Origin of the sequence: Neomoorella stamsii (genome assembly GCF_002995805.1) — a bacterium.
Taxonomy (GTDB): domain Bacteria; phylum Bacillota; class DSM-521; order Neomoorellales; family Neomoorellaceae; genus Neomoorella; species Neomoorella stamsii.
The window spans coordinates 231552-251077 of the sequence record NZ_PVXL01000046.1 but is presented as its reverse complement, the minus strand read 5'-3'; the positions used below and the strand labels follow the sequence as shown (position 1 = coordinate 251077).

19 protein-coding genes are annotated in these 19526 nt (G+C 52.0%); all 19 read left to right on the top strand.

From position 1 onward, the window contains the following. Positions 1-73: 73 nt before the first annotated feature. The 19 genes from xpt (at position 74) to MOST_RS10410 (ending at position 19526) form a co-directional block, all read left to right on the top strand. The gene (xpt, locus tag MOST_RS10500; RefSeq protein WP_054936607.1) at positions 74-646 is read left to right on the top strand and encodes a xanthine phosphoribosyltransferase; all 573 of its coding nucleotides are present in this window, start codon (positions 74-76) and stop codon (positions 644-646) included. Between the two features lie 356 nt (positions 647-1002). Then, positions 1003-1482, top strand: a complete 480-nt coding sequence (locus tag MOST_RS10495) for a 4Fe-4S dicluster domain-containing protein (RefSeq protein WP_054936551.1) — start codon at positions 1003-1005, stop codon at positions 1480-1482. A 1-nt stretch (position 1483) separates the two neighbouring features. Beyond that, positions 1484-3286, top strand: coding sequence for an aldehyde ferredoxin oxidoreductase family protein (locus MOST_RS10490; RefSeq protein ID WP_054936550.1), 1803 nt, complete (start codon positions 1484-1486; stop codon positions 3284-3286). Positions 3287-3365: 79 nt separating this feature from the next. After that, a complete protein-coding gene (locus MOST_RS10485; RefSeq protein WP_054936549.1) occupies positions 3366-3635 on the top strand; it encodes a MoaD family protein in 270 nt (89 codons plus the stop codon). Between the two features lie 188 nt (positions 3636-3823). Further along, positions 3824-5047, top strand: coding sequence for an NAD(P)/FAD-dependent oxidoreductase (locus MOST_RS10480; RefSeq protein ID WP_054936548.1), 1224 nt, complete (start codon positions 3824-3826; stop codon positions 5045-5047). A gap of 227 nt (positions 5048-5274) precedes the next feature. Then, positions 5275-5490: a hypothetical protein gene (locus MOST_RS10475; protein ID WP_054936547.1), complete on the top strand. Its 216-nt coding sequence runs from the start codon at positions 5275-5277 to the stop codon at positions 5488-5490. A gap of 44 nt (positions 5491-5534) precedes the next feature. After that, positions 5535-5930: a type VII toxin-antitoxin system MntA family adenylyltransferase antitoxin gene (mntA, locus tag MOST_RS10470; protein WP_054936546.1), complete on the top strand. Its 396-nt coding sequence runs from the start codon at positions 5535-5537 to the stop codon at positions 5928-5930. Between the two features lies 1 nt (position 5931). Then, positions 5932-6393 carry a type VII toxin-antitoxin system HepT family RNase toxin gene (gene hepT, locus MOST_RS10465; protein WP_083476587.1) on the top strand — a complete coding sequence of 154 codons (462 nt, stop codon included), beginning with the start codon at positions 5932-5934 and terminating at the stop codon, positions 6391-6393. 105 nt (positions 6394-6498) lie between these two features. After that, positions 6499-8436, top strand: a complete 1938-nt coding sequence (locus MOST_RS10460; RefSeq protein WP_054936545.1) for a sigma-54-dependent Fis family transcriptional regulator — start codon at positions 6499-6501, stop codon at positions 8434-8436. A 225-nt stretch (positions 8437-8661) separates the two neighbouring features. Continuing rightward, a complete protein-coding gene (locus MOST_RS10455; RefSeq protein WP_054936544.1) occupies positions 8662-10008 on the top strand; it encodes a four-carbon acid sugar kinase family protein in 1347 nt (448 codons plus the stop codon). Positions 10009-10026: 18 nt separating this feature from the next. Beyond that, positions 10027-11049: a 4-hydroxythreonine-4-phosphate dehydrogenase PdxA gene (gene pdxA / locus MOST_RS10450; protein ID WP_054936543.1), complete on the top strand. Its 1023-nt coding sequence runs from the start codon at positions 10027-10029 to the stop codon at positions 11047-11049. Positions 11050-11086: 37 nt separating this feature from the next. Beyond that, complete coding sequence (locus MOST_RS10445) at positions 11087-12148, top strand: uroporphyrinogen decarboxylase family protein (protein ID WP_054936542.1); 1062 nt, start codon at positions 11087-11089, stop codon at positions 12146-12148. Positions 12149-12256: 108 nt separating this feature from the next. Continuing rightward, positions 12257-13300, top strand: a complete 1044-nt coding sequence (locus tag MOST_RS10440; protein ID WP_054936541.1) for a TRAP transporter substrate-binding protein — start codon at positions 12257-12259, stop codon at positions 13298-13300. Between the two features lie 65 nt (positions 13301-13365). Next, a complete protein-coding gene (locus MOST_RS10435; RefSeq protein ID WP_054936540.1) occupies positions 13366-13851 on the top strand; it encodes a TRAP transporter small permease in 486 nt (161 codons plus the stop codon). Positions 13852-13854: 3 nt separating this feature from the next. Beyond that, positions 13855-15132 carry a TRAP transporter large permease gene (locus tag MOST_RS10430; protein ID WP_054936539.1) on the top strand — a complete coding sequence of 426 codons (1278 nt, stop codon included), beginning with the start codon at positions 13855-13857 and terminating at the stop codon, positions 15130-15132. Positions 15133-15146: 14 nt separating this feature from the next. Then, on the top strand, positions 15147-16280 hold the full coding sequence (locus tag MOST_RS10425; RefSeq protein WP_054936538.1) for a uroporphyrinogen decarboxylase family protein: 1134 nt from the start codon (positions 15147-15149) through the stop codon (positions 16278-16280). A gap of 53 nt (positions 16281-16333) precedes the next feature. Beyond that, complete coding sequence (locus MOST_RS10420; protein ID WP_129588680.1) at positions 16334-17527, top strand: hydroxyacid-oxoacid transhydrogenase; 1194 nt, start codon at positions 16334-16336, stop codon at positions 17525-17527. A gap of 66 nt (positions 17528-17593) precedes the next feature. After that, positions 17594-18529, top strand: a complete 936-nt coding sequence (locus MOST_RS10415; protein ID WP_054936536.1) for a thiamine pyrophosphate-dependent dehydrogenase E1 component subunit alpha — start codon at positions 17594-17596, stop codon at positions 18527-18529. A 25-nt stretch (positions 18530-18554) separates the two neighbouring features. Next, positions 18555-19526, top strand: coding sequence for an alpha-ketoacid dehydrogenase subunit beta (locus MOST_RS10410; protein ID WP_054936535.1), 972 nt, complete (start codon positions 18555-18557; stop codon positions 19524-19526).

The following is a 19526-nucleotide window of genomic DNA, read 5'->3' as shown; positions in this document are numbered from 1 at the left end:
GGCTTACGCTATAATAGCCTTATCGTAATAACGTTCAACGAGCAGGGGGAGGAGTAAAGAAGCTTTGTCGGTTGTGGAATTGTTAAAAGAAAAAATCCGCCAGGAAGGGCGGGTTATTTCCGACGATATTTTGAAGGTAGATTCCTTTTTAAACCACCAGATTGACCCTATCCTGATGTTAAAAGTTGGTGAGGAGTTTGCCCGCCGGTTTGCCGGCAGCGGTATAACCAAGGTCCTGACGGTGGAAGCTTCCGGGATAGCCGTAGCCTTGATGACGGGCCTCTGCCTCAAGGTACCGGTGGTTTTTGCTAAAAAAAAGCAGCCTTCCACCATGGAAGGTGATACTTACTGCGGCCGGGTGCGTTCTTTTACCAAAGAGGAGGTCATAGACATAGTAGTGGCCGGCAGTTACCTGGGACCGGAGGACCGGGTGCTGATTATCGATGATTTCCTGGCCTCCGGGGAGGCGGCCAGGGGATTGTTAAAGATTATCGACCAGGCCGGGGCCACCCTGGTGGGTATCGGTACTGTGATTGAAAAGGTATTCCAGAGCGGCGGCGAGACTTTGCGGGAGCAGGGCATCCGGGTGGAGTCCCTGGTGCAGATCGGCAGCTTGGCCGGGGGGCAAATTGAATTTTTAAATTAATTTTACACCAGTTAGCAGGATTTTTCTACCGGGCGGCGAAGATATAAACTAAACAACTGGATTAGATTACTTCCGAGTTGTCGCTTCCTTCCGGGAAGGGCAAACGTGAGGGCCGGGGAGCAATCCCTTGACCTGCTATTGGGCAAAGGAAGGTACTCTTGTGAGGAGGGAGTACCTTTTTGTTATCCAGGCCGGGTTGCAGCGCCGCCGTCCAACCGCGGTTAAGTGCTCCTATCCGCTGTTAGCGGCCGGGTGACCTGACCAGCCTTTCATCCTGCTCCTTGGGGAGGTGAGAGCCACGTAAGAGAGGTAAATATGTCGCATTTATACAACAAACCTCGAAGGGAGGAATTATTTTGGCCAAGGTACTGGTCGTAGATCAGGACAAGTGCACTGCCTGCCGCCGCTGTGAACTGGCCTGTTCCTTTAAACATACCGGTGAATTCAACCCGGCGGCAGCCCGGCTGTCGGTGGCAGCCTTCCTTGATGATGATTATTACCTGCCGGTAGTCTGCCAGCACTGTGATGAGCCCGCCTGCCAGGCCGTCTGCCCGGCCGGGGCCATCAGCCGTGATGAGAAAACCAATGCTGTGGTGATTAACGAGGACCGCTGCATCGGCTGCCGCATGTGTATCATGGCCTGTCCCTTTGGTGCGGTTGATTATTCGGTAGCGGAGCAGAAGGTAGTCAAATGCGACCTCTGCCAGGGCGAGCCGGAGTGCGTCCTGAACTGCCCCTGGGGCGCCCTGGAGTATAAAGAACCGGCCGGCCAGGCCCTGGGCAAGCGGCTGCAAATGGCCCGCAGGGTCCAGGCTGCTCTACGGGAGGTGGTCTAAGATGTACGGCTGGATTGGGCAACTGCTGAGGGTTAATTTAAGCAGCGGCGAGTGCCGGGTTGAAAAGTTAGACCCTGCCCTGGCCCGGGATTATGTCGGCGCCCGGGGCCTGGCCAGCAAGATCCTTTATGATGAAATTGACCCTAAGGTTGATCCTTTAGCACCGGAAAACAAGCTGATCTTCATGACCGGTCCCCTGACCGGGACCATGGCCATTTCCGGCAGCCGCTATAACGTCGTCACCAAGTCGCCCCTTACGGGAGCCATTGCTGCCTCTAGCTCCGGTGGCTATTTTGGCGGCGAACTGAAGTATGCCGGCTTTGACGGGATTATTTTTGAGGGCAAGGCAGCCGAACCTGTTTACCTCTGGATTGAAGATGGCTCCTGTGAACTGCGGCCGGCCGGAGAGCTGTGGGGTAAGAATACCCACGAGACGGAAGATGCTATAAGAGCGGCTACCTGCCCCAATGCCAGGGTGGCCTGCATCGGCCCGGCGGGGGAAAAGCTGGTGCGCTTTGCCTGCGTTATCAATGACAAGCACCGGGCTGCCGGCCGTTCGGGCGTCGGCGCCGTCATGGGTTCGAAGAACCTGAAGGCCATCGCTGTCCGTGGCCACGGCGGGATTAAGGTGGCTGACGGGCCGGCCTTCCGGGAAGCGGTCCTGGCGGCCCTGGCCAAAATCAAGGCCAACGACGTTACCCACGGCGGCCTCCCGACCTATGGTACCGGCGTGCTGGTCAATGTCATCAACGCCCACGGCGGCCTGCCGACCCGCAACTTCCAGACGGGCGTCTTTGCGGGGGCGGCCAAAATCAGCGGCGAAGCCCTAGCGGAAAACTACCTGGTACGCAAGAAGGGCTGCCTGTCCTGCCCCATGGCCTGCGGCCGCGCCACCCTGGTGCCCGGGGGCCCCTATGCCGGCCACGGCGAAGGGCCGGAGTACGAAGCTCTCTGGTCCCTGGGGGCTGACTGCGGTGTAGACGACTTAGCGGCGGTGACCAAAGCTAATTACCTGGCCAATGAGCTGGGGTACGATCCTATTTCCTTCGGCGCTACCCTGGCTTGCGCCATGGAGCTTTATGAGAAGGGCTACCTGCCGGCGAAGGATACAGAGCTGCCTCTGGAATTTGGTAACGCCGCCGTGCTGGTAGAAACGGCCCGCAAGGTAGGTTACCGCGAAGGCATCGGTGACCTCCTGGCCGAGGGTTCCTACCGCCTGGCCGAACGTTACGGCCACCCCGAGCTGTCCATGAGCAGCAAGAAGCAGGAATACCCGGCCTATGACCCACGGGCCTTCCAGGGTATCGGCCTGAATTACGCCACCGCCAATCGTGGCGGTTGCCACGTCCGGGGCTACACCATTGCCTCGGAGGTCCTGGGCATCCCGGTGCAGACTGACCCTCATTCGCCTGAGGGCAAGGCGGCCCTGGATAAGGCCTTCCAGGACCTCACCGCCCTGGTGGACGCCAGCGGCATGTGCCTCTTTATCACCTTTGCCCTGGGAGCGCCGGATGTCGCCAGCATGCTGGCCCCGGCCACCGGCGTGCCCTATACCGAAGCCAGCGGCCTCCTGGCCGGCGAGCGCATCTTCAACCTGGAGCGGCTCTTCAACTTTGCCGCGGGGCTAACGAAAGCCGACGATACCCTGGCGCCGCGCCTCCTGGAGGAACCCATGCCCGAAGGACCGGCGAAGGGTAAGACTTCCGCCCTGGCGCAGATGCTGGCCGAATACTACCAGGTGCGCGGCTGGGACGAGGAAGGCCGGGTAACGGCAGCCACCATGGAAAGGTTAGGATTAGCTTAAATTGGCTTATGAAAAACATGGACGCCGGCCAGGGCGCTTCCTTGATCAAACAACCCTGTTTCTTAGGGGAGCATAGGAGATGGAAGTAGAACTTTTGAGTTTCTTGCAGCGGGCGGCCGGGGAAAGCCGGGTAGAGGTGGAAGCAACTACCATCGAGCAGCTCCTGGCTGCCCTTATCTCCCGTTACGGGGAAACTTTCCGCCGGGAACTCATGACACCGGCGGGAAAGCTGAAGGCTGGCATAGCCATCCTGGTGAACGGCCGCAATATCAACTTTCTCCAGGGGTTGGCCACCCCTTTAAGCCCGCGGGACAAAGTAACCATAATACCGCCAGCGGCAGGTGGATAAGGTTAGCGATCTTTCCTTTAAACCTGGCGGCGCCTGCAGCAGGCTACCAGGTTTGCCCTTTGTCTGATTACGCTGCTCGCCGTATTGGGCGGCCTCAAGCCAGGAGGGCTCCAGGAAAAAGCTGTGAGGCAAGAACGTTAGCCCTTTTTGATGAAATGTTTACCAGAGAAAGTTGGTGGCTGACGCCAGTGCATTACCTCATTATCGGCAACAGTGCTGCCGGGGTGGCCGCGGCCCGGGCTGTCCGCCGCGCCGACCCGGCCGGGAAGATCACCATTGTCGGCGACGAACCTTATCCTTACTACGCCCGCGTCCTTACCTCCTATTACCTCGGCGGCCTGGTCCCACGGGAAAGGCTCTGGCTGGCGGGTGAAGAGTGGTATAGTGAGCAGCGGATTCAGCTTATCACCGGCCGGCGGGCAACAGCTATTGATGTCCAGCGCCGGCTGGTAACCCTGGATGACGGGACGGAACTTTATTATGACCGCCTGCTGATAGCCACCGGCGCGGCACCACAGCAAATTGACGTTCCCGGCAGCAACCTGGCTGGTGTTTTTACCCTGCGGACCCTGGACGACGCTGCCGCCATCCGCAAATTCGCCCGGCCTGGGGGGCAGGCGGTGGTCGTCGGCGGCGGTCTGGTGGGCATCAAGGCCGCCGAAGGCCTCCACGCCAGGGGGCTCAAAGTGCGCCTGGTGGTGTCCTCGGGGCGGCTCCTTTCCCAGGCCCTGGATGATACCGGCGCGGAACTGGTGCGCCGGGCCATGGCTGCCGCCGGGTTTACTATCCACCTGCGGGAAGATGTAATCGCCCTGGAAGGGCACGAAAAAGTGACGGGAGTAGTTTTGCGCTCCGGGGCTGCGGTGCCTGCGGATGTCGTGGTCGTGGGTAAAGGGGTACGGCCCAATGTGGACTTCCTGCAGGGCAGCGGGATAGAGGTGGACCGCGGTGTCCTGGTGGATTATTACCTGGCTACAAGCATTCCCGGCATCTACGCCGCCGGGGACGTGGCCAAGGCCTACGACCGCGCCTGGCAAAACCGGCGCCTCAACGCCATCTGGGGCAACGCCGTGGAGCAGGGCCGCCTGGCCGGGCTCAATATGGCCGGTCACCAAACGGCCTACCGGGGCGGTATTGGCCAGAATTCCCTGGTGGTAAACGGCCTGGGGGTCATCAGCGGCGGCATCGTTAACCCGCCGGGAGAGGGGTATGAGGTGGTGACCCGCCTGGACGAAAAGCGGTCCTGCTACCGCAAGGCCGTCCTCCGGGGCCGGCGGCTGGTTGGTATGGTCGCCGTCGGTCCACCCCTGGGTGCCGGTGGCTTCCAGTCCCTCATCGGCCGGGAAGTAAAGGAAAAATATATCGCCAGTTTCCTGGACGGCAGCTTCACCTGGGCCATGGTGGGGCGGTAGCAGGAGGGCACCTGTTTTTCAACCCATGGAGCGGAAAGTTTCGCGAGATTAGGCTCGGTAGTTAACTTAAAGAGTGGGTATTCAAGCCCGCTCTTTATATTTTTGTAGTTATTTGCTTCCGCTAGAAATTATGCTAAACTAAAAACAAAGAGCGTGATAAATTTGGATGAATATTATACTACTCCCGGAGATTTTACAGTAAAAACTCGGAGATGATGGTGCTAGGAATGGGGAACCTTCTAACTGCCAGCGCGAAAAATAATAAAGAGGATACTGTAGAATTTGTCGCTGAGCGGATAGAACGCCGGCTAGCAGAAACGAAAGCTGATATTGAGGCCAGAATTGCGGCCATGGAAACACGGCTTACATGGAGGCTATTTGCCTTCTGGATAGGCCAGGCAGCTTTTTTCTATGGACTGGTAAAAGTATTTCTGGCTAAGTAGGGGGCGGGATAACAGGGCCCCCTTTATCACAAGGTGAGATCAGTATGGATAAAAAAATCTATACGCAATTAAAAGATTACTTTAGCGAGCAACAAAATATACGTATGGCCTTTTTATTTGGTTCCCGGGCCAGGGGGCGGGCAGGAGCCGAGTCAGATGTAGACATCGGGGTATACTTTGAGCCCGGTTATACCAGGCGGGATATTTACCAGATGTGGAACGAACTCGAGGATATGCTGGGCCTTAAAGTAGACCTCCTGGTTCTAAATGAAACAACGCCCTCCCTGGCCTGGACGGCTTTAAAGGGGAAGCGCCTGTTTATCCGGGATCAAAGTTTTTATATCCGGTATATGCTGGATATTTCCCGTGAAGCCGAGGATTTCCAGCAGTTTTTGCTCGACTGGTGGCGCTGGCGCATGAAGATCAGGGGGGCGGTATAAAATGGCACCTATTACCGATGAGCAGGTAATTTCCATCATTCGCCGCCTCAGGTTTATGGCTGCAGAGTTAGAGGATCTGAAGGCCTATGGAGAAATGGATTATTTTCAGTACCAGAGTGATCGCAAGAGCCGCCGCGATGTGGAGCGGATTATCGAAAACCTGGTCAACGCTGCCTTAGATATTGCCAAAATTCTTATAGCCGGTGAAGACCTGGAAGTACCGGAAACCTACCGCCAGGCCTTTATCCGGCTCGGTGAAGCGGGGATTATCGATAAAGAGCTGGCCCTGGCCCTTGCTGAAAAGGCCAGGACAAGGAATATTTTAGTCCATCAATACCTGGACATAAAATGGGAACTTATCAAAGATTTTTTAGCTACTGGTGTTGCCACTATAGGGCACTTCAAGAAGCAGGTAGAGCAGAGGTTAATCGCCGGTGAGAAAAGAGGCGAAAATGGAAGCTGATGGTGGCTATTCTAGCACATTCTTAGTCGCCCACCGTGAAAATGGCGCTTTGCTATTTTCATACGTTTGATGGTAGCGGGATTAGGTGTCTTTGGGAGTGATATTATGTCCCACCTGGCTCTGGTAGCTCCCTATGCCGACCTGGCGGCTCTGGCGGGGCAGGTCTGCCGGGAACTGGGAGAGGACGTAACCATTGCCGTCGGCGACCTGGCGGAAGGGGTAAAGGTGGCCCGGGAACTGGCGGCCAGAGGGGCGGAGGTCATTATCAGCCGCGGCGGCACCGCCACGCTTATCAGTCGCCATGTTGAGGTACCGGTCGTGGAGATTGTCGTCAGCGCCTTTGATCTGGTCCGGGCCCTGGCCGAGGCCCGGGAGCTGGGTCGTTATATCGGTGTTGCCGGTTTCCATAACGTCATTTACGGCACCAAAAGCCTGGAAGCAGTCCTGGGGGTCTGTATTGAAGAGTTAATTATCGAGGCGGAAGAGGACGCGGCCGGGATTATTGCTGAAGGCAAGGCTATGGGGCTGGAGGTTATCGTCGGCGATGCCGTATCTGTCCGGTCGGCCCGGGAACTGGGCCTTCAGGCGATACTCGTCACCTCCGGCAAAGAGGCCATCAGCCAGGCCATCCGCGAGGCCCGGGAGGTAGCCCTGGTACGCCGGCGGGAACGGGCCCGGGCCGAGCAATTGAAAGCCATCCTGGATTTTGCCTACGAGGGCATTGTGGCTACCGATCAGGAAGGCCACATTACCCTGGTCAACCCGGCAGCCGAAAGGATCCTGGGCCTGACGGCCCACCGGGTAGTGGGACGGCCGGCGCGAGAAGTCTTACCGGGCGTTCCCCTGGACCAGGTGCGGCAGTCAGGGCAAAAGCGCCTGGGGGAACTGCACCGGGCCGGTAATACCCTGGTCGCCGAAAACGTGGTCCCGGTCATTACCGGGCGGGAAATTGTCGGTGCTGTGGCTACCTTCCAGGATGTCAGCCACCTCCAGGCCGTGGAAACCAGGGTCCGCCAGGAATTGTACCTCAAAGGCCACGTGGCCCAGTTTACCTTCGATGATATCGTTACCCGTAGCCCGGTCATGGCCCAGCTCATTGAGCGGGCGCGCCAGTTTGCCGCCGCCGAAGCGACTATTTTGATTACCGGCGAAACCGGCTCCGGCAAGGAAATGGTGGCCCAGAGCATCCACAATGCCAGCCAGCGGCGGGAAGGGCCTTTCGTAGCGGTCAACTGCGCCGCCGTGCCGGAAAATTTGCTGGAAAGCGAACTCTTCGGCTACGAGGAAGGGGCTTTCACCGGGGCCCGCAAGGGGGGTAAAAAGGGCCTCTTTGAACTGGCCCACCGGGGCACCCTTTTCCTTGACGAAATTGGTGAGCTATCTTTAAACCTTCAGGCAAGGCTTTTAAGGGTGCTGCAGCAGAAGGCCATCATGCGCGTCGGCGGCGACCGGGTGCTGCCTATTGACGTGCGCATTATTGCCGCAACACACCGCAACCTGGAAGATGCTGTGGCCCGGGAGACCTTCCGCCGTGACCTGTATTACCGGTTGAACGTGCTGCATATAAAACTACCGCCTTTGCGGGAACGTTTAGAAGATTTACCGTTACTCATCAAAGCCCTGGCAGAAAAAATCAGCCGGCGTTCCGGGCGCCTGCCGCCGTTATTCAGCGAGGAAATTATCGCCCGCTTGCAGGCCTACGACTGGCCGGGCAACGTTCGCGAGCTGGAAAATGTCCTGGAACGCCTGGTAGTCCTGCGCGGCGGCCAGGAGGTGCAGCCTGCTGACCTGGAAGAGATTATCGGACCGGCGGCAAGCCGGCCTGAGCCCGGCCTGCATTTGGTTTTGCGGGGCACCCTGGAGGAAATGGAAGCGGAGATCATCCGCCGGACCCTGGCTCTGACCAATAACGATAAAGACGAAACCTGCCGACGCCTGGGCCTCAGTAAAACCACCCTCTGGCGGCGGCTGAAAAGCTGGGAAAGAAAGGGGGTTAATTTTTTCATATCCGGTAGCAAGAAAAAAGCCGGCAAAGGACCATAACTTTCATAATGAAAAAGAACAATTCAAAATGAAATATAGCAAAAACACAGCCAGATCTTGCTTATTTATCTGGCTTTTATTTTTCTTGCCTTTCAAAATGAAATTTTATGGATATAATAAACGCCATGTAATAAGCTCCCTTCAGAAATTTTACGCCAATCCTGCCTTGGCACGCATCTTGCATTAAATTCATAATAAGTGATGCGCCAGGAGCGAGGGTAATAAATGACAAAGATCGCCATCATCGCCGACGATTTAACCGGAGCCAACGATACCGGTGTCCAGTTTTGCCAGCACGGTTTCCGCACCATGGTTATTATAGATGCCGATAATGTGGGCCAGGTGGGGCGGGACAAGGATGTCTGGGCCATCAACGCCGACACCCGTCATCTTACGGCAGAAGAAGCCTACCGGCGCGTTTATGACTTGGCTTTAAAGCTCAAGCAAGCCTCCATAAGAAGGATTTATAAAAAAATTGATTCCACCCTGCGCGGGCATCCCGGCGCCGAACTGGAAGCCGTGATGGATGCATGGCAGGCTGAACTCGCTCTAGTGGTGCCAGCCTTCCCGTCCAACCGGCGCTTCGTGCAGGACGGGTACCTAATAATTGAGGAAAACCCCGAAGCAAAAGCGAAGATAAAACCAGTAGTTGATATTACCGGTTCTGCCCAATGTCATGTCCCCCGCGTACTCCGGCAAGAGATGGGCCGCCGCGTGGGCCAGGTCAACCTGGCAACGGTGCGCCGGGGGGCAAGTGAACTAGCAGCGGCACTTACGGCTGCTAAAGAAGAGAATGAGGTCCTGGTCCTTGATGCCGTAACGGAAGACGACTTACAGATTATCGCCCGGGCCGTCGGCTATTTGCCCGGAGAAGTTGTCCTGGCCGGGGCCGCCGGCATGGCCGCGCATTTAACTTTAGCGTGGAACCTAAAGACTATACTGGGACCTTATCCGGCCAGGGAAGGAAATGTCCTCCTCATCGCCGGTTCGCGCAATCCCGTGACTGCAGTCCAGGTACGAGAAGTGGCTGATTTCAGCGGCTGCTGGCCATTGGAGGTAGATACGGGAGCCATCCTGAGAGGGCAGGAGGACGTGGAAATTGAACGGGCAGTAAATGCTGCTGTTAACCGGGAAGCAATTCAGGATTTGTTAATCATCGCTGTAGACAGCCTGTTCCGGCAATCGCACCTGGACAGCGGGCAGGGCACCGGCAATCAATCCACCGCTATTCATCCGAACGGAGCAGAGCAACCTGCAACGGGTAACAGCGGTAAGGATTTCGATAGTAAAGCCATTGCTACGGCCCTGGGTGCTATAGCTAGCCACCTCCTGGCCACCATTAAAGTGAGGGGCCTGGTAATTACCGGCGGAGATACTGCCGTCCATGTCTGTCGTGCCCTGGGTGCCAGGGGGATAAATTTAGCAACCGAAATACTTCCCGGTATCCCACTGGGATATCTGGAGGGCGGCCAGGCCAGAGGTTTACCCATTGTCACCAAAGCTGGTGGTTTTGGACCACCTGACGCTTTTATAAAAGTATTCAAGTACCTTATTCGGGAAGCAAATCTTTAAGGCGGAGTGGGAAAGAAGATGTCCAGACCTGTAATTGCAATCACTGTAGGCGATCCCTGTGGGATCGGTCCCGAGATTACGGCTAAAGCCCTGGCCCTGCCTGAAATCTACGAAATATGCCGTCCTCTGGCGATAGCTGATGCCGGATTGATGTGCGAAGCTGTCAAGATTGCTGGTGTTAACCTGTCCGTTCGCGCTGTAGGTAGTCCTACTGAAGGCTGCTATGAATATGGCACTATCGATGTCCTGGACCTGCAGAATGTAGATTTAAGCCAGCTAGAGTACGGTAAAGTGACCCGTATGGGCGGTGAAGCCAGCTTCCAGTATATAGCCAGGGCCATCGAGCTCGCCCTGGCGGGGGAAGTTGATGCCGTCACCACCGGCCCTATTAACAAGGAGGCCATCAACCTGGCCGGCCATCACTACGCCGGCCACACGGAGATCTTCGCCGACCTGACAAAAACACGGGATTACTGTATGATGCTCATTGATAAAAATTTCCGGGTTTCCCACGTAACCACCCATGTGGCTTACAGCCAGGTGCCGTTGCTGGTAAAAAAAGAGCGGGTGCTGAAGGTAATCGAGCTTACCCATAATGTCCTACTGAAAATGGGCATTGCCAGCCCCCGTATTGCTGTAGCGGGCCTTAACCCCCATGCCGGCGAGGACGGCCTTTTCGGCCGCGAAGAGATTGAGGAAATCAACCCGGCCATCGCCGCAGCCCGCGAGCAGGGGATGCAAGTCGATGGCACAGTATCGCCGGATACTATCTTTGTGAAACTCCGCGGCGGCCAGTACGACGCCGTGGTAGCCATGTACCATGACCAGGGGCATATACCCACCAAGGTTATCGGCTTTCAGTACGACGACGCCACCGGGAAGTGGGGCTCGGTGGCTGGCATCAACATCACCCTGGGCCTGCCAATCATCCGTACCTCTGTAGATCACGGTACAGCTTTCGGTAAGGCGGGGAAGGGCACGGCTAACCCTGAGAGTATGGTGGATGCATTGAAGATGGCGGTGAAACTGGCGAGATATTAAAAATAAATTAATTTCAGCGTAGAAAAAAGGTGAAATGATGGGCGCTTATGAAAAAGCATTACGAGCGGTAAGATTTGAAGAAGTTGACCATGTCCCTGTAGTATTACCGCTAGTGGGAGCCATTTATGCTCGTTTAGCAGGTGTCCCGGATGAAGAGTATTACGCAGATGCTGCAACGATGTTAGATGCTCAAATATGGTTTTATGAACAAATAGCTGACGTTTTTACTTTTCCCGGCATCTGGCCGGATTTTGGTGCTGTGGCAGAATTGGGAGGAATGGGTGCCAGGATAGTTTTTTCCAAAGATGCGCCACCATATTTGCACGAGCCGGTTTTGCGTGATGTAAAGGAGATAGCCCGTTTTCAACCTCCCGATCCCAGGAAAGCCGAGTTTACAGCTAAAAATCTGGAATACCTTAAATATTTTCAACAGCATCTTCCTGATAAACTGCGAAAAAAGTACGGCTTTATGGACGGCCATCTCTTCTGCGGGGGTCCCGGTGAAATAGCAGCCCTGATGCTCGGTTATGAAAAATTTTTTTACGGGATTTATGATTTTCCGGAATTAATCCATGAGTTATTGCGTAAAGTAACAGATTTTATTAAAGCATATCTCCGGGCTCAAATTGAAATCGTAGGCCCACCCCGGCGCATCTATGTATGGGATCACCTGCCCGGCATGCTTAATTACCAGATATATGCCCAATTTGTCCATCCCTATCTCTACGAGGTCTTTGAATTCGTAAAAGAAGCAGAGATCAGGTTATACCATAACGAGAATAATTACCCCCATTTGCTTGATTTAATCTCTGAGCTACCCTGTAATGTTTGTCATATCGGCCCCAAACATGATCTCTCGCAAAGCAAAACTAGATTAAAAAAGTGTGTCATGGGCAATTTGCACCCCATAGTTGACCTGCTCCAGGCATCGGAAGAAGAATTACGCCATCGATGTAAAACTATGATTAAAACTGCTGGTCAGGGAGGAGGTTTATGGCTTTCTACCGCTGGAGGTATGGCACCGGAAACTGGTCTTGAAAGGATAAAAATAATCATTAATGTGGCAAATGAAATCCATGCAAGGGATGACAGGATATAGGAGGTGAATAAAGTTCGGGGCAAATATATTATGTGAATATAAAAAGAGTAAGCGAGGTTGCAAAAATGGTTGAGAGCTTTAAAAATATGGGATAGGAGGTTGAAAGTTATGACAAAAAAGTTTTGGGCCGGGTTATTAATGGCAAGCTTGATCTTTTTAGTTGCTGGTTGCGGTACAGGTGGCAAGACACCAGAGAAACAAACAGCTGAAAACAAAACCCAGCAAACTAACTCTGGTACGACAGAAAAGAAGGTATTGCGCCTGGGTACTCATCTACCCGATGAACATTCCGTAACGAAGACGGGCCAAAAATTAGCGGAGTTAGTAGCCCAGAAATCTAACGGGAAAATAGAGATTAAAGTTTTTCCCAATGGTACCATTGGTGATCAACGCGCCCTGGTGGAGGGCATGCAATTGGGGACCATTGATATGAGTATTAATGATGCCGGGTTATTATCTAATTTTGACCCTAAATGGGGAATTTGTGACTTGCCTTATTTATGGAAAAGCTATGAGCATGTCCGCAATGTTGAAGACGGTGAAGTCGGAAAAACGCTACAACAAGGCCTGTTAAGCAAAGGTATTCGCTCCCTCGGCTGGATGGATTCAGGGTTCCGGAACCTTTTTGTGAACAAGGAAATCCGTAATTTACAAGATTTAAAGGGCATGAAAATTAGGGTACCCGAGGCCCCGGTTTACGTGAAGACTTTCCAGCTTCTGGGCGCTAATCCGACGGTAATACCGTGGGGGGAGGTATATACTTCTTTACAGACTAAAGTAGTGGAAGGTTTTGAACAACCTAATGAAGCAACCTTCACTAATAAAATGTATGAAGTAACGAAGTATATAGTTAAAACGGGACACCTGTATACTGTTCTTTCTATAAACATCAGTGAAAAGACATGGCAAAAGTTATCACCTGAGGAACAAAAGATAATTGCCGACGCAGCTAAAGAAGCAAGCGCTTATGGCCGCAAATTGGCCGAGGAACTTGATAGCCAATATGGTCAAAAATTAGTAGAAAAGGGCATGAAAGTTATTGAAGTAAATAAAGATGAATTTCAAAAGGCCGTCCAACCCCTGTGGAAAGAATATGGCGATAAGGTGGGAGCCAATGATCTTATCCAAAAGATCGTTGAAGCCGGGAAATAAACTATTTTGAGAATTGATGGGAAGGGGAGCCGAAAAGCTCCCCTTCCAGTGAGAGGAGAAATCTAATGCTAAAAAAGATCACCTCCATTATTGATACTATCCAGTTTCTTTTATTTGTATCTTTTGTATCAATTTCGTTCCTGCAGGTATTCTTTCGCTACGTTCTCAATAACTCCTTAACTTGGGCTGAAGAGATAAGCCGGTATATGTTTATCTGGCTGGTCTTTCTGGGTTCGGCTCTATGCATACAAAAGCGGACCCATATTGGTGTTGATCTTTTAATTAGTAATTTTAAAGGCCTTCCTAAAAAAGTTATCTTAACTATAAATGATGTTTTAATTATAGGTTTAATGCTAATCCTTCTCCGGGAAGGGCTGGCTATTTTACCGACTTTATGGATGCAATATTCTTCGGCTTTAGGCATCCCGATGGCTTATATATACGCTTCAGTGCCCGTGGGTGCAGCTCTTATGGGTATCTATAGCCTATTGGATATCTATCGAATCTGGTATAAAAATGAAACCGCCAGTACTGAAGGGCAGGTTGATTAATATATGTTAACTGCCTTATTTATAAGTTTTCTTGTCTTATTAATTTTAGGGGTTCCTATTGCTTTTAGCATGGCAATTTCCTCGGTGATAGCTTTAATGTTTTCTTCAGTTCCAATTTCAATTACAGTACAACGAATGATTACTTCCATAGATTCCTTCTCTTTAATGGCTATACCCTTTTTTATGTTAGCTGGTGAATTAATGGATAGCGGTGGTATCTCACGCCGGTTGGTCCGCTTCGCCCAGGCGCTGGTAGGTTTTATCCGCGGTGGCCTGGGTATGTCCTGTGTGGTGGCTAGTACAATTTTCGCCGGGATTTCCGGGTCGGCTTCGGCGGATACGGCGGCCATCGGTTCAATTCTTATCCCGTCAATGGTGAAGGCAGGTTATCCCAAGGGTTATGTTGCCAGCTTGCAGGCCTGTGCTGGCTCTTTAGGACCAATTATTCCTCCGAGTTTAATTATGATCATTTATGGCTCAATTACGGGATTATCAATTGGCAAGCTGTTTTTGGCGGGGGCTATTCCTGGTATATTAATTGCCCTGGGTTTAATGGTAGTTAACTACTGGCAGGCTAAAAAATTAAATATTATTGCAACCGGCAAATTTGAGTGGAGAGAACTGGGTCAAAGTTTTATTGAGGCCATCTGGGCCCTTATTGCTCCAATTATCGTCGTGGGCGGTATTTTAGGGGGCGTATTTACGGCAACCGAAGCCGGAGTTATTGTGGCAGTATATTCGTTTGTAGTAGGTTACTTTATTTACCGCGAGTATTCTTTAAAAGATATACCTCGCATTTTTATGAAGGCAGCCATGACTACCAGTATGGTAATGATTATTGTGGCCGGTGCAGCTATCTTCGGCTGGATTTTGGCCAACGAACAGTTTCCGGAAATAGCTACTAGCTGGCTCCTCTCTTTATCAAATAATCCTGACATTGTAATGTTATTAATTATTGCCTTCTTGTTTGTAGTCGGGTGTTTTGTGGAAACCATCGCGGCAGCCATCATTTTGATACCTGTTCTTTTTTCCATAGGGAATCAATTTGCTTATGATCCCATTCATTTTGCGACCATAATTGCCATGTGCCTGGTTTTAGGAGGTATTACACCACCTGTGGGTGTACAACTTTTTATCACTTCGGCTATTGCCAGAACTACTATGAGAGAAACGCTCAGATATTTATTGCCCTTCGCCCTTGTGCCCTGGGGAGTAATCTTATTAACAGCATATTTTCCAGCCCTGGCAAAATGGTTGCCCGGCCTGGCTTTTGTTAAATAAAAAGGAGGCTTAAAATGCAAACCTTCATTGATAAGTTTATTGGCTTAAGAAATTCTTCACGCAATGAACGGTTACGAATTGCTCAAGCACCTGTTACTTTCCATGTCGGCCTGGGGCGCAGCGTCTGGGGGCGCCTGCTGGGGTTTAATCTTCTAGATTACTTCAACGATCCGAAAGTTGCTTTGGAAAGCCAGATAAAATGGAAACTTTTCTGGCATGACGAAATACCTGATGATACTATCATCGAACCAATTATCGGTATTGATTATGGCGTAGCATTAGAGCCTTCACTGTTTGGTATGCAGCCCGTATTTATGGCGGAATCCGATCCCTGGTACGGGGACCCTGGGCTTGCAAATCGCTCTGATTTAAGCCGCCTGAAAATACCTGATTTCTATCACAGCGGTTTAATGCCTCGGATCCACAGGGATTACGAAGAAATGCAAAAATTAACGGGGGGCCAGGTGGAAATCAGATTTCCGGGCTGGGCACGGGGCCCCTGGAGTGTGGCCTGCATGCTCCGCGGTTTTACCAATCTTTATTTAGATTTAATTGATGATCCGGCTTTTGTTCATGACCTGTTGGCTTTTATAACCCACAGCCGTAAAGAATGGGAGAAAGCTCGCTGCCGTTTTTTAGGCATTGATATAAAAGATACGGCTTATGAATGGCAATATGTTGTTTACCGTAATGTGGCCAACTCTGAACTTTTTAACGATGAAGTCGATGGGAATCTATTTTCCCTGGATATATATGAGAATTTTATTTACCCCTATGAAAAGGACCTTAATGATTTTTATGGGGGCACAAGGTATTATCACAGCTGCGGCAACTTGACCCCCTTCCTCCGGCGGCTTAAAGAACTGAAACCCCGGCTAATGCATATCAGCAGTGCTACTGATATAGCAGAAGCTCACAATATTTTTAACCCTGAAACAAAGTTTCAGTGTTGCATGCACCCGGTAAATGATGTGTTGATCGCTCCACAGGAAATAATGGCTGAAAAAATAAAAGCCATATTAGAAGCTGCACCCGGGAGGAAACTGGAAATTTGGGCTGACGCTCTCTACGAGGGAGACCATGATACCCTGGAGAAGGTACTCTTGTGGTTACAAACAGCCAGGAAAGTTTATCAGAACATAATCTAGCTTTTATCGCCTGCGGCGATAAATATAAAAATTACATTGGGGGTTGCAGTATTATGCGTAATGTGTGGAAGTATTCTATTGCCGGGCAGGTTATTTTTGGACCAGATACTTTGACCGAGTTGCCGTCGTGTTTAAAGAAATTAAAAGTCAACAAGCCTTTTATTGTTACGGATAAAAATATCGGCGGCTCAAGAATAGGGTTAAGGATAAAAGAGGTACTGGCAGGGTTTGATTATGTTTTTTGGGATAACGGTATACCGGAACCAACAACGGCGACAGCTATAGCCGCGGCTGCCGTTTTGAAAGAGCAAGGCTGTGACGCAACCATCGGCCTGGGTGGCGGCAGTTCCATAGACGTTGCCAAAGCCGCCGCTATCCTGGCTACCTTTGGCGGCAACCCGGCTGATTACTTTGACGAAAACAAGGTGCCGGGCCGGACCATTCCTATTATCGCCATTCCAACTACAGCCGGGACAGGTTCAGAGGTTACCCCGGTGTCGGTCCTGGAAGACGAAGAAAGGGGCTTGAAAGGTGGTATAACTGACAATAATATCCGCCCCTGGGTGGCCATAGTTGATCCCTTATTGACCTTAAGCATGCCCCCGCGGGTAACAGCGGAAACCGGCATAGATGCCCTTGGCCATGCCGTGGAGTCTTATATAGCTGTATCTAGTAAATACCTGCCCCCGGACAAAGATTATATCTTCGGCGGTTCGACCGAATTAACCGAGGTCCTGGCAGAAAAAGCAATCGGCCTGATAGCCGGTAACCTGCGCCTGGCAGTTTTCCAGGGGCAAAATGAAGAAGCTAGATACAACATGTCTTTAGCAAGTTTAATCGCCGGGATGGCCTTTGGCAATTCAGGCCTGGGCCTGGTTCACGCATTTAGTTTCCCCCTGGCAAAACGCACTCACGCTTCCCATGGTTGTTTGATTGGCTTGATGTTGCCGTATGTGGTGAGTTTTAATTCAACGGCCTGCCCGCTTAAACTGAAGCGCATTGCTGAACTTTTCGGGGAAAGCGTAGCCGGCCTCTCTGCAATAGAAGCGGCCGGCAGGGGTGTGGCAGCTATAAAGAAGTTACAGGAAGATATCGGCATCGCCACCCGCCTGCGGGAAATAGGTATAAAAGAGGAAGAGCTACCTGCTATTGCCGCGGAAACCATAAAGATCGAGCGGTTGGTCAGGGGTAACCCGCGGCGAGTGACCGAAGCGAATCTGATTGAAATACTGAAGGCGGCGTTTTAATTCATTTTTTGAGGGGGCATAAAAGTGGACGCGACAACATCTTTGTCAAAAGAGCAACTAACAAAAATGTATTATGACATGTGGATTATCCGTAATTTTGAGGAGAATTTGCTTGATTTATACCAGAAAAACCTGGCTTACGGTGGTATGCATGTCAGCGTTGGTGAAGAAGCAATTGCCGTCGGTGCCTGCGCTAATTTAAAGCGGGAGGATACCATTGTCACCAGCCACCGTGGTCACGGTCATTGTATTGCCAAAGGGGCCGACTTGAAAGGTATGATGGCCGAGCTCCTGGCTCGCAAGAATGGCCTCTGCAAGGGTAAAGGCGGTTCCCAGCATATCGTCGATATGTCTGTGGGCGTCCTGGGGGCGCAGGGTATAGTCGGCGCAGGCTGCGGCATTGCCGTCGGTTCGGCCCTCTCGTTTAAGATCCGGGGACAGAAAAACGTATGCGTAAATTTCTTCGGTGATGGTGCCGCCAATACCGGGAGTTTTCATGAATCCTTGAATATGGCTGCCTTGTACAGTCTGCCGGTAGTCTTTATCTGCGAAAATAATGGTTATGCGGTCAGTACCTCATTCGCTCGTTCGACTAAAATTGACAAGATATCCGTTAGAGCCGGCAGTTATGGCATGCCCGGCGTGACAATTGATGGTAACAATATCTTCGAAGTCTACAAGACTGTAGGGGAAGCAGTCGAACGTGCCCGCCAGGGTGATGGCCCGACCCTGATTGAAGCAGTTACCTACCGCTGGTATGGCCATTATGTAGGCGACCCCTGCAATTACCGGCCGCCGGGAGAACTGGAAAGGTGGAAGGAAAAGGACCCGATTTTATTCCTGGAAAAATACCTGCTGGCAAATAAACTTTGCCGCCAGGAGGAGATTGATGGGTTAAAGGCTGCTGCCGGGAAAGCCATTGCTGAAGCCCTGGATTATGCCCTGGCCAGTCCGGAGCCGGAACCTGCCGATCTATTCACAGACGTTTACTTTGAAAAATAAATGGGGGAAGGGGTCGTAGACAATAATGCGACAGATTACCATGGCCGAAGCCATTAATGAAGCTTTGCGGGAAGAGATGCGCAAAGATCCAAATATGTTCATCCTGGGGGAAGAGATAGGATTGCGTGGCGGTGCCTTTACGTGCACCAAGGGGTTAATGGAAGAATTTCCCGGCCGGGTCCTGGATACCCCTATTTCTGAGTCCGCCATAGCAGGAGCAGCCTATGGAGCCGCCCTTTCCGGGACCAAGGCCGTAGCCGAATTCATGTTTTCTGATTTCAGCTTTATCGCTATGGACCAGATAATTAATTCCGCCGCCAAGAGCCGCTACATGTTTGGCGGCCAGGCAACTATACCGGTAGTCTTCCGCATGTCCAGCGGTTCCGGGCGCCAGCAGGCGGCCCAGCACTCCCAGAGCCTGGAGGTACTCTATGCCCATATCCCGGGTTTAAAGGTGATTATGCCTTCTACACCTTATGATGCAAAAGGCTTGCTTAAAGCGGCTATCAATGATTATAATCCTGTGGTCTTCCTGGAACCCCGCGTCCTGTATTTTAAAAAAGGCGAAGTGCCGGAGCAAGAGTATACTATCCCTATCGGTAAAGGCGATATCAAGCGTAGTGGTGAAGATGTTACGGTAGTGGCCACCGGGGTGATGGTAGAAAGGTCCCTTGCTGTAGCCGAAAAGTTAGCCCGGGAGGGCATAAGCGTCGAAGTAATCGACCCGCGGACTATAAGACCCCTTGATACGGAGTTAATTGTGGCATCCGTTAAAAAAACAGGCCGCCTGATAGTAGTCCACGAAGCACCGCGGACTTACGGGATGGCCGGCGAGATTATCGCCCTGGTCATGGAACAGGCTTTTGACTACTTGAACGCTCCCCCGCAGCGGGTGGCTGGTCATGATGTGCCCATCCCCTATAACCGCAACCTGGAGAAGCTGGCCATACCTTTGGAAGAAGATATTGAAGCTGCGGTGCGGAAATCCCTGAAGTAA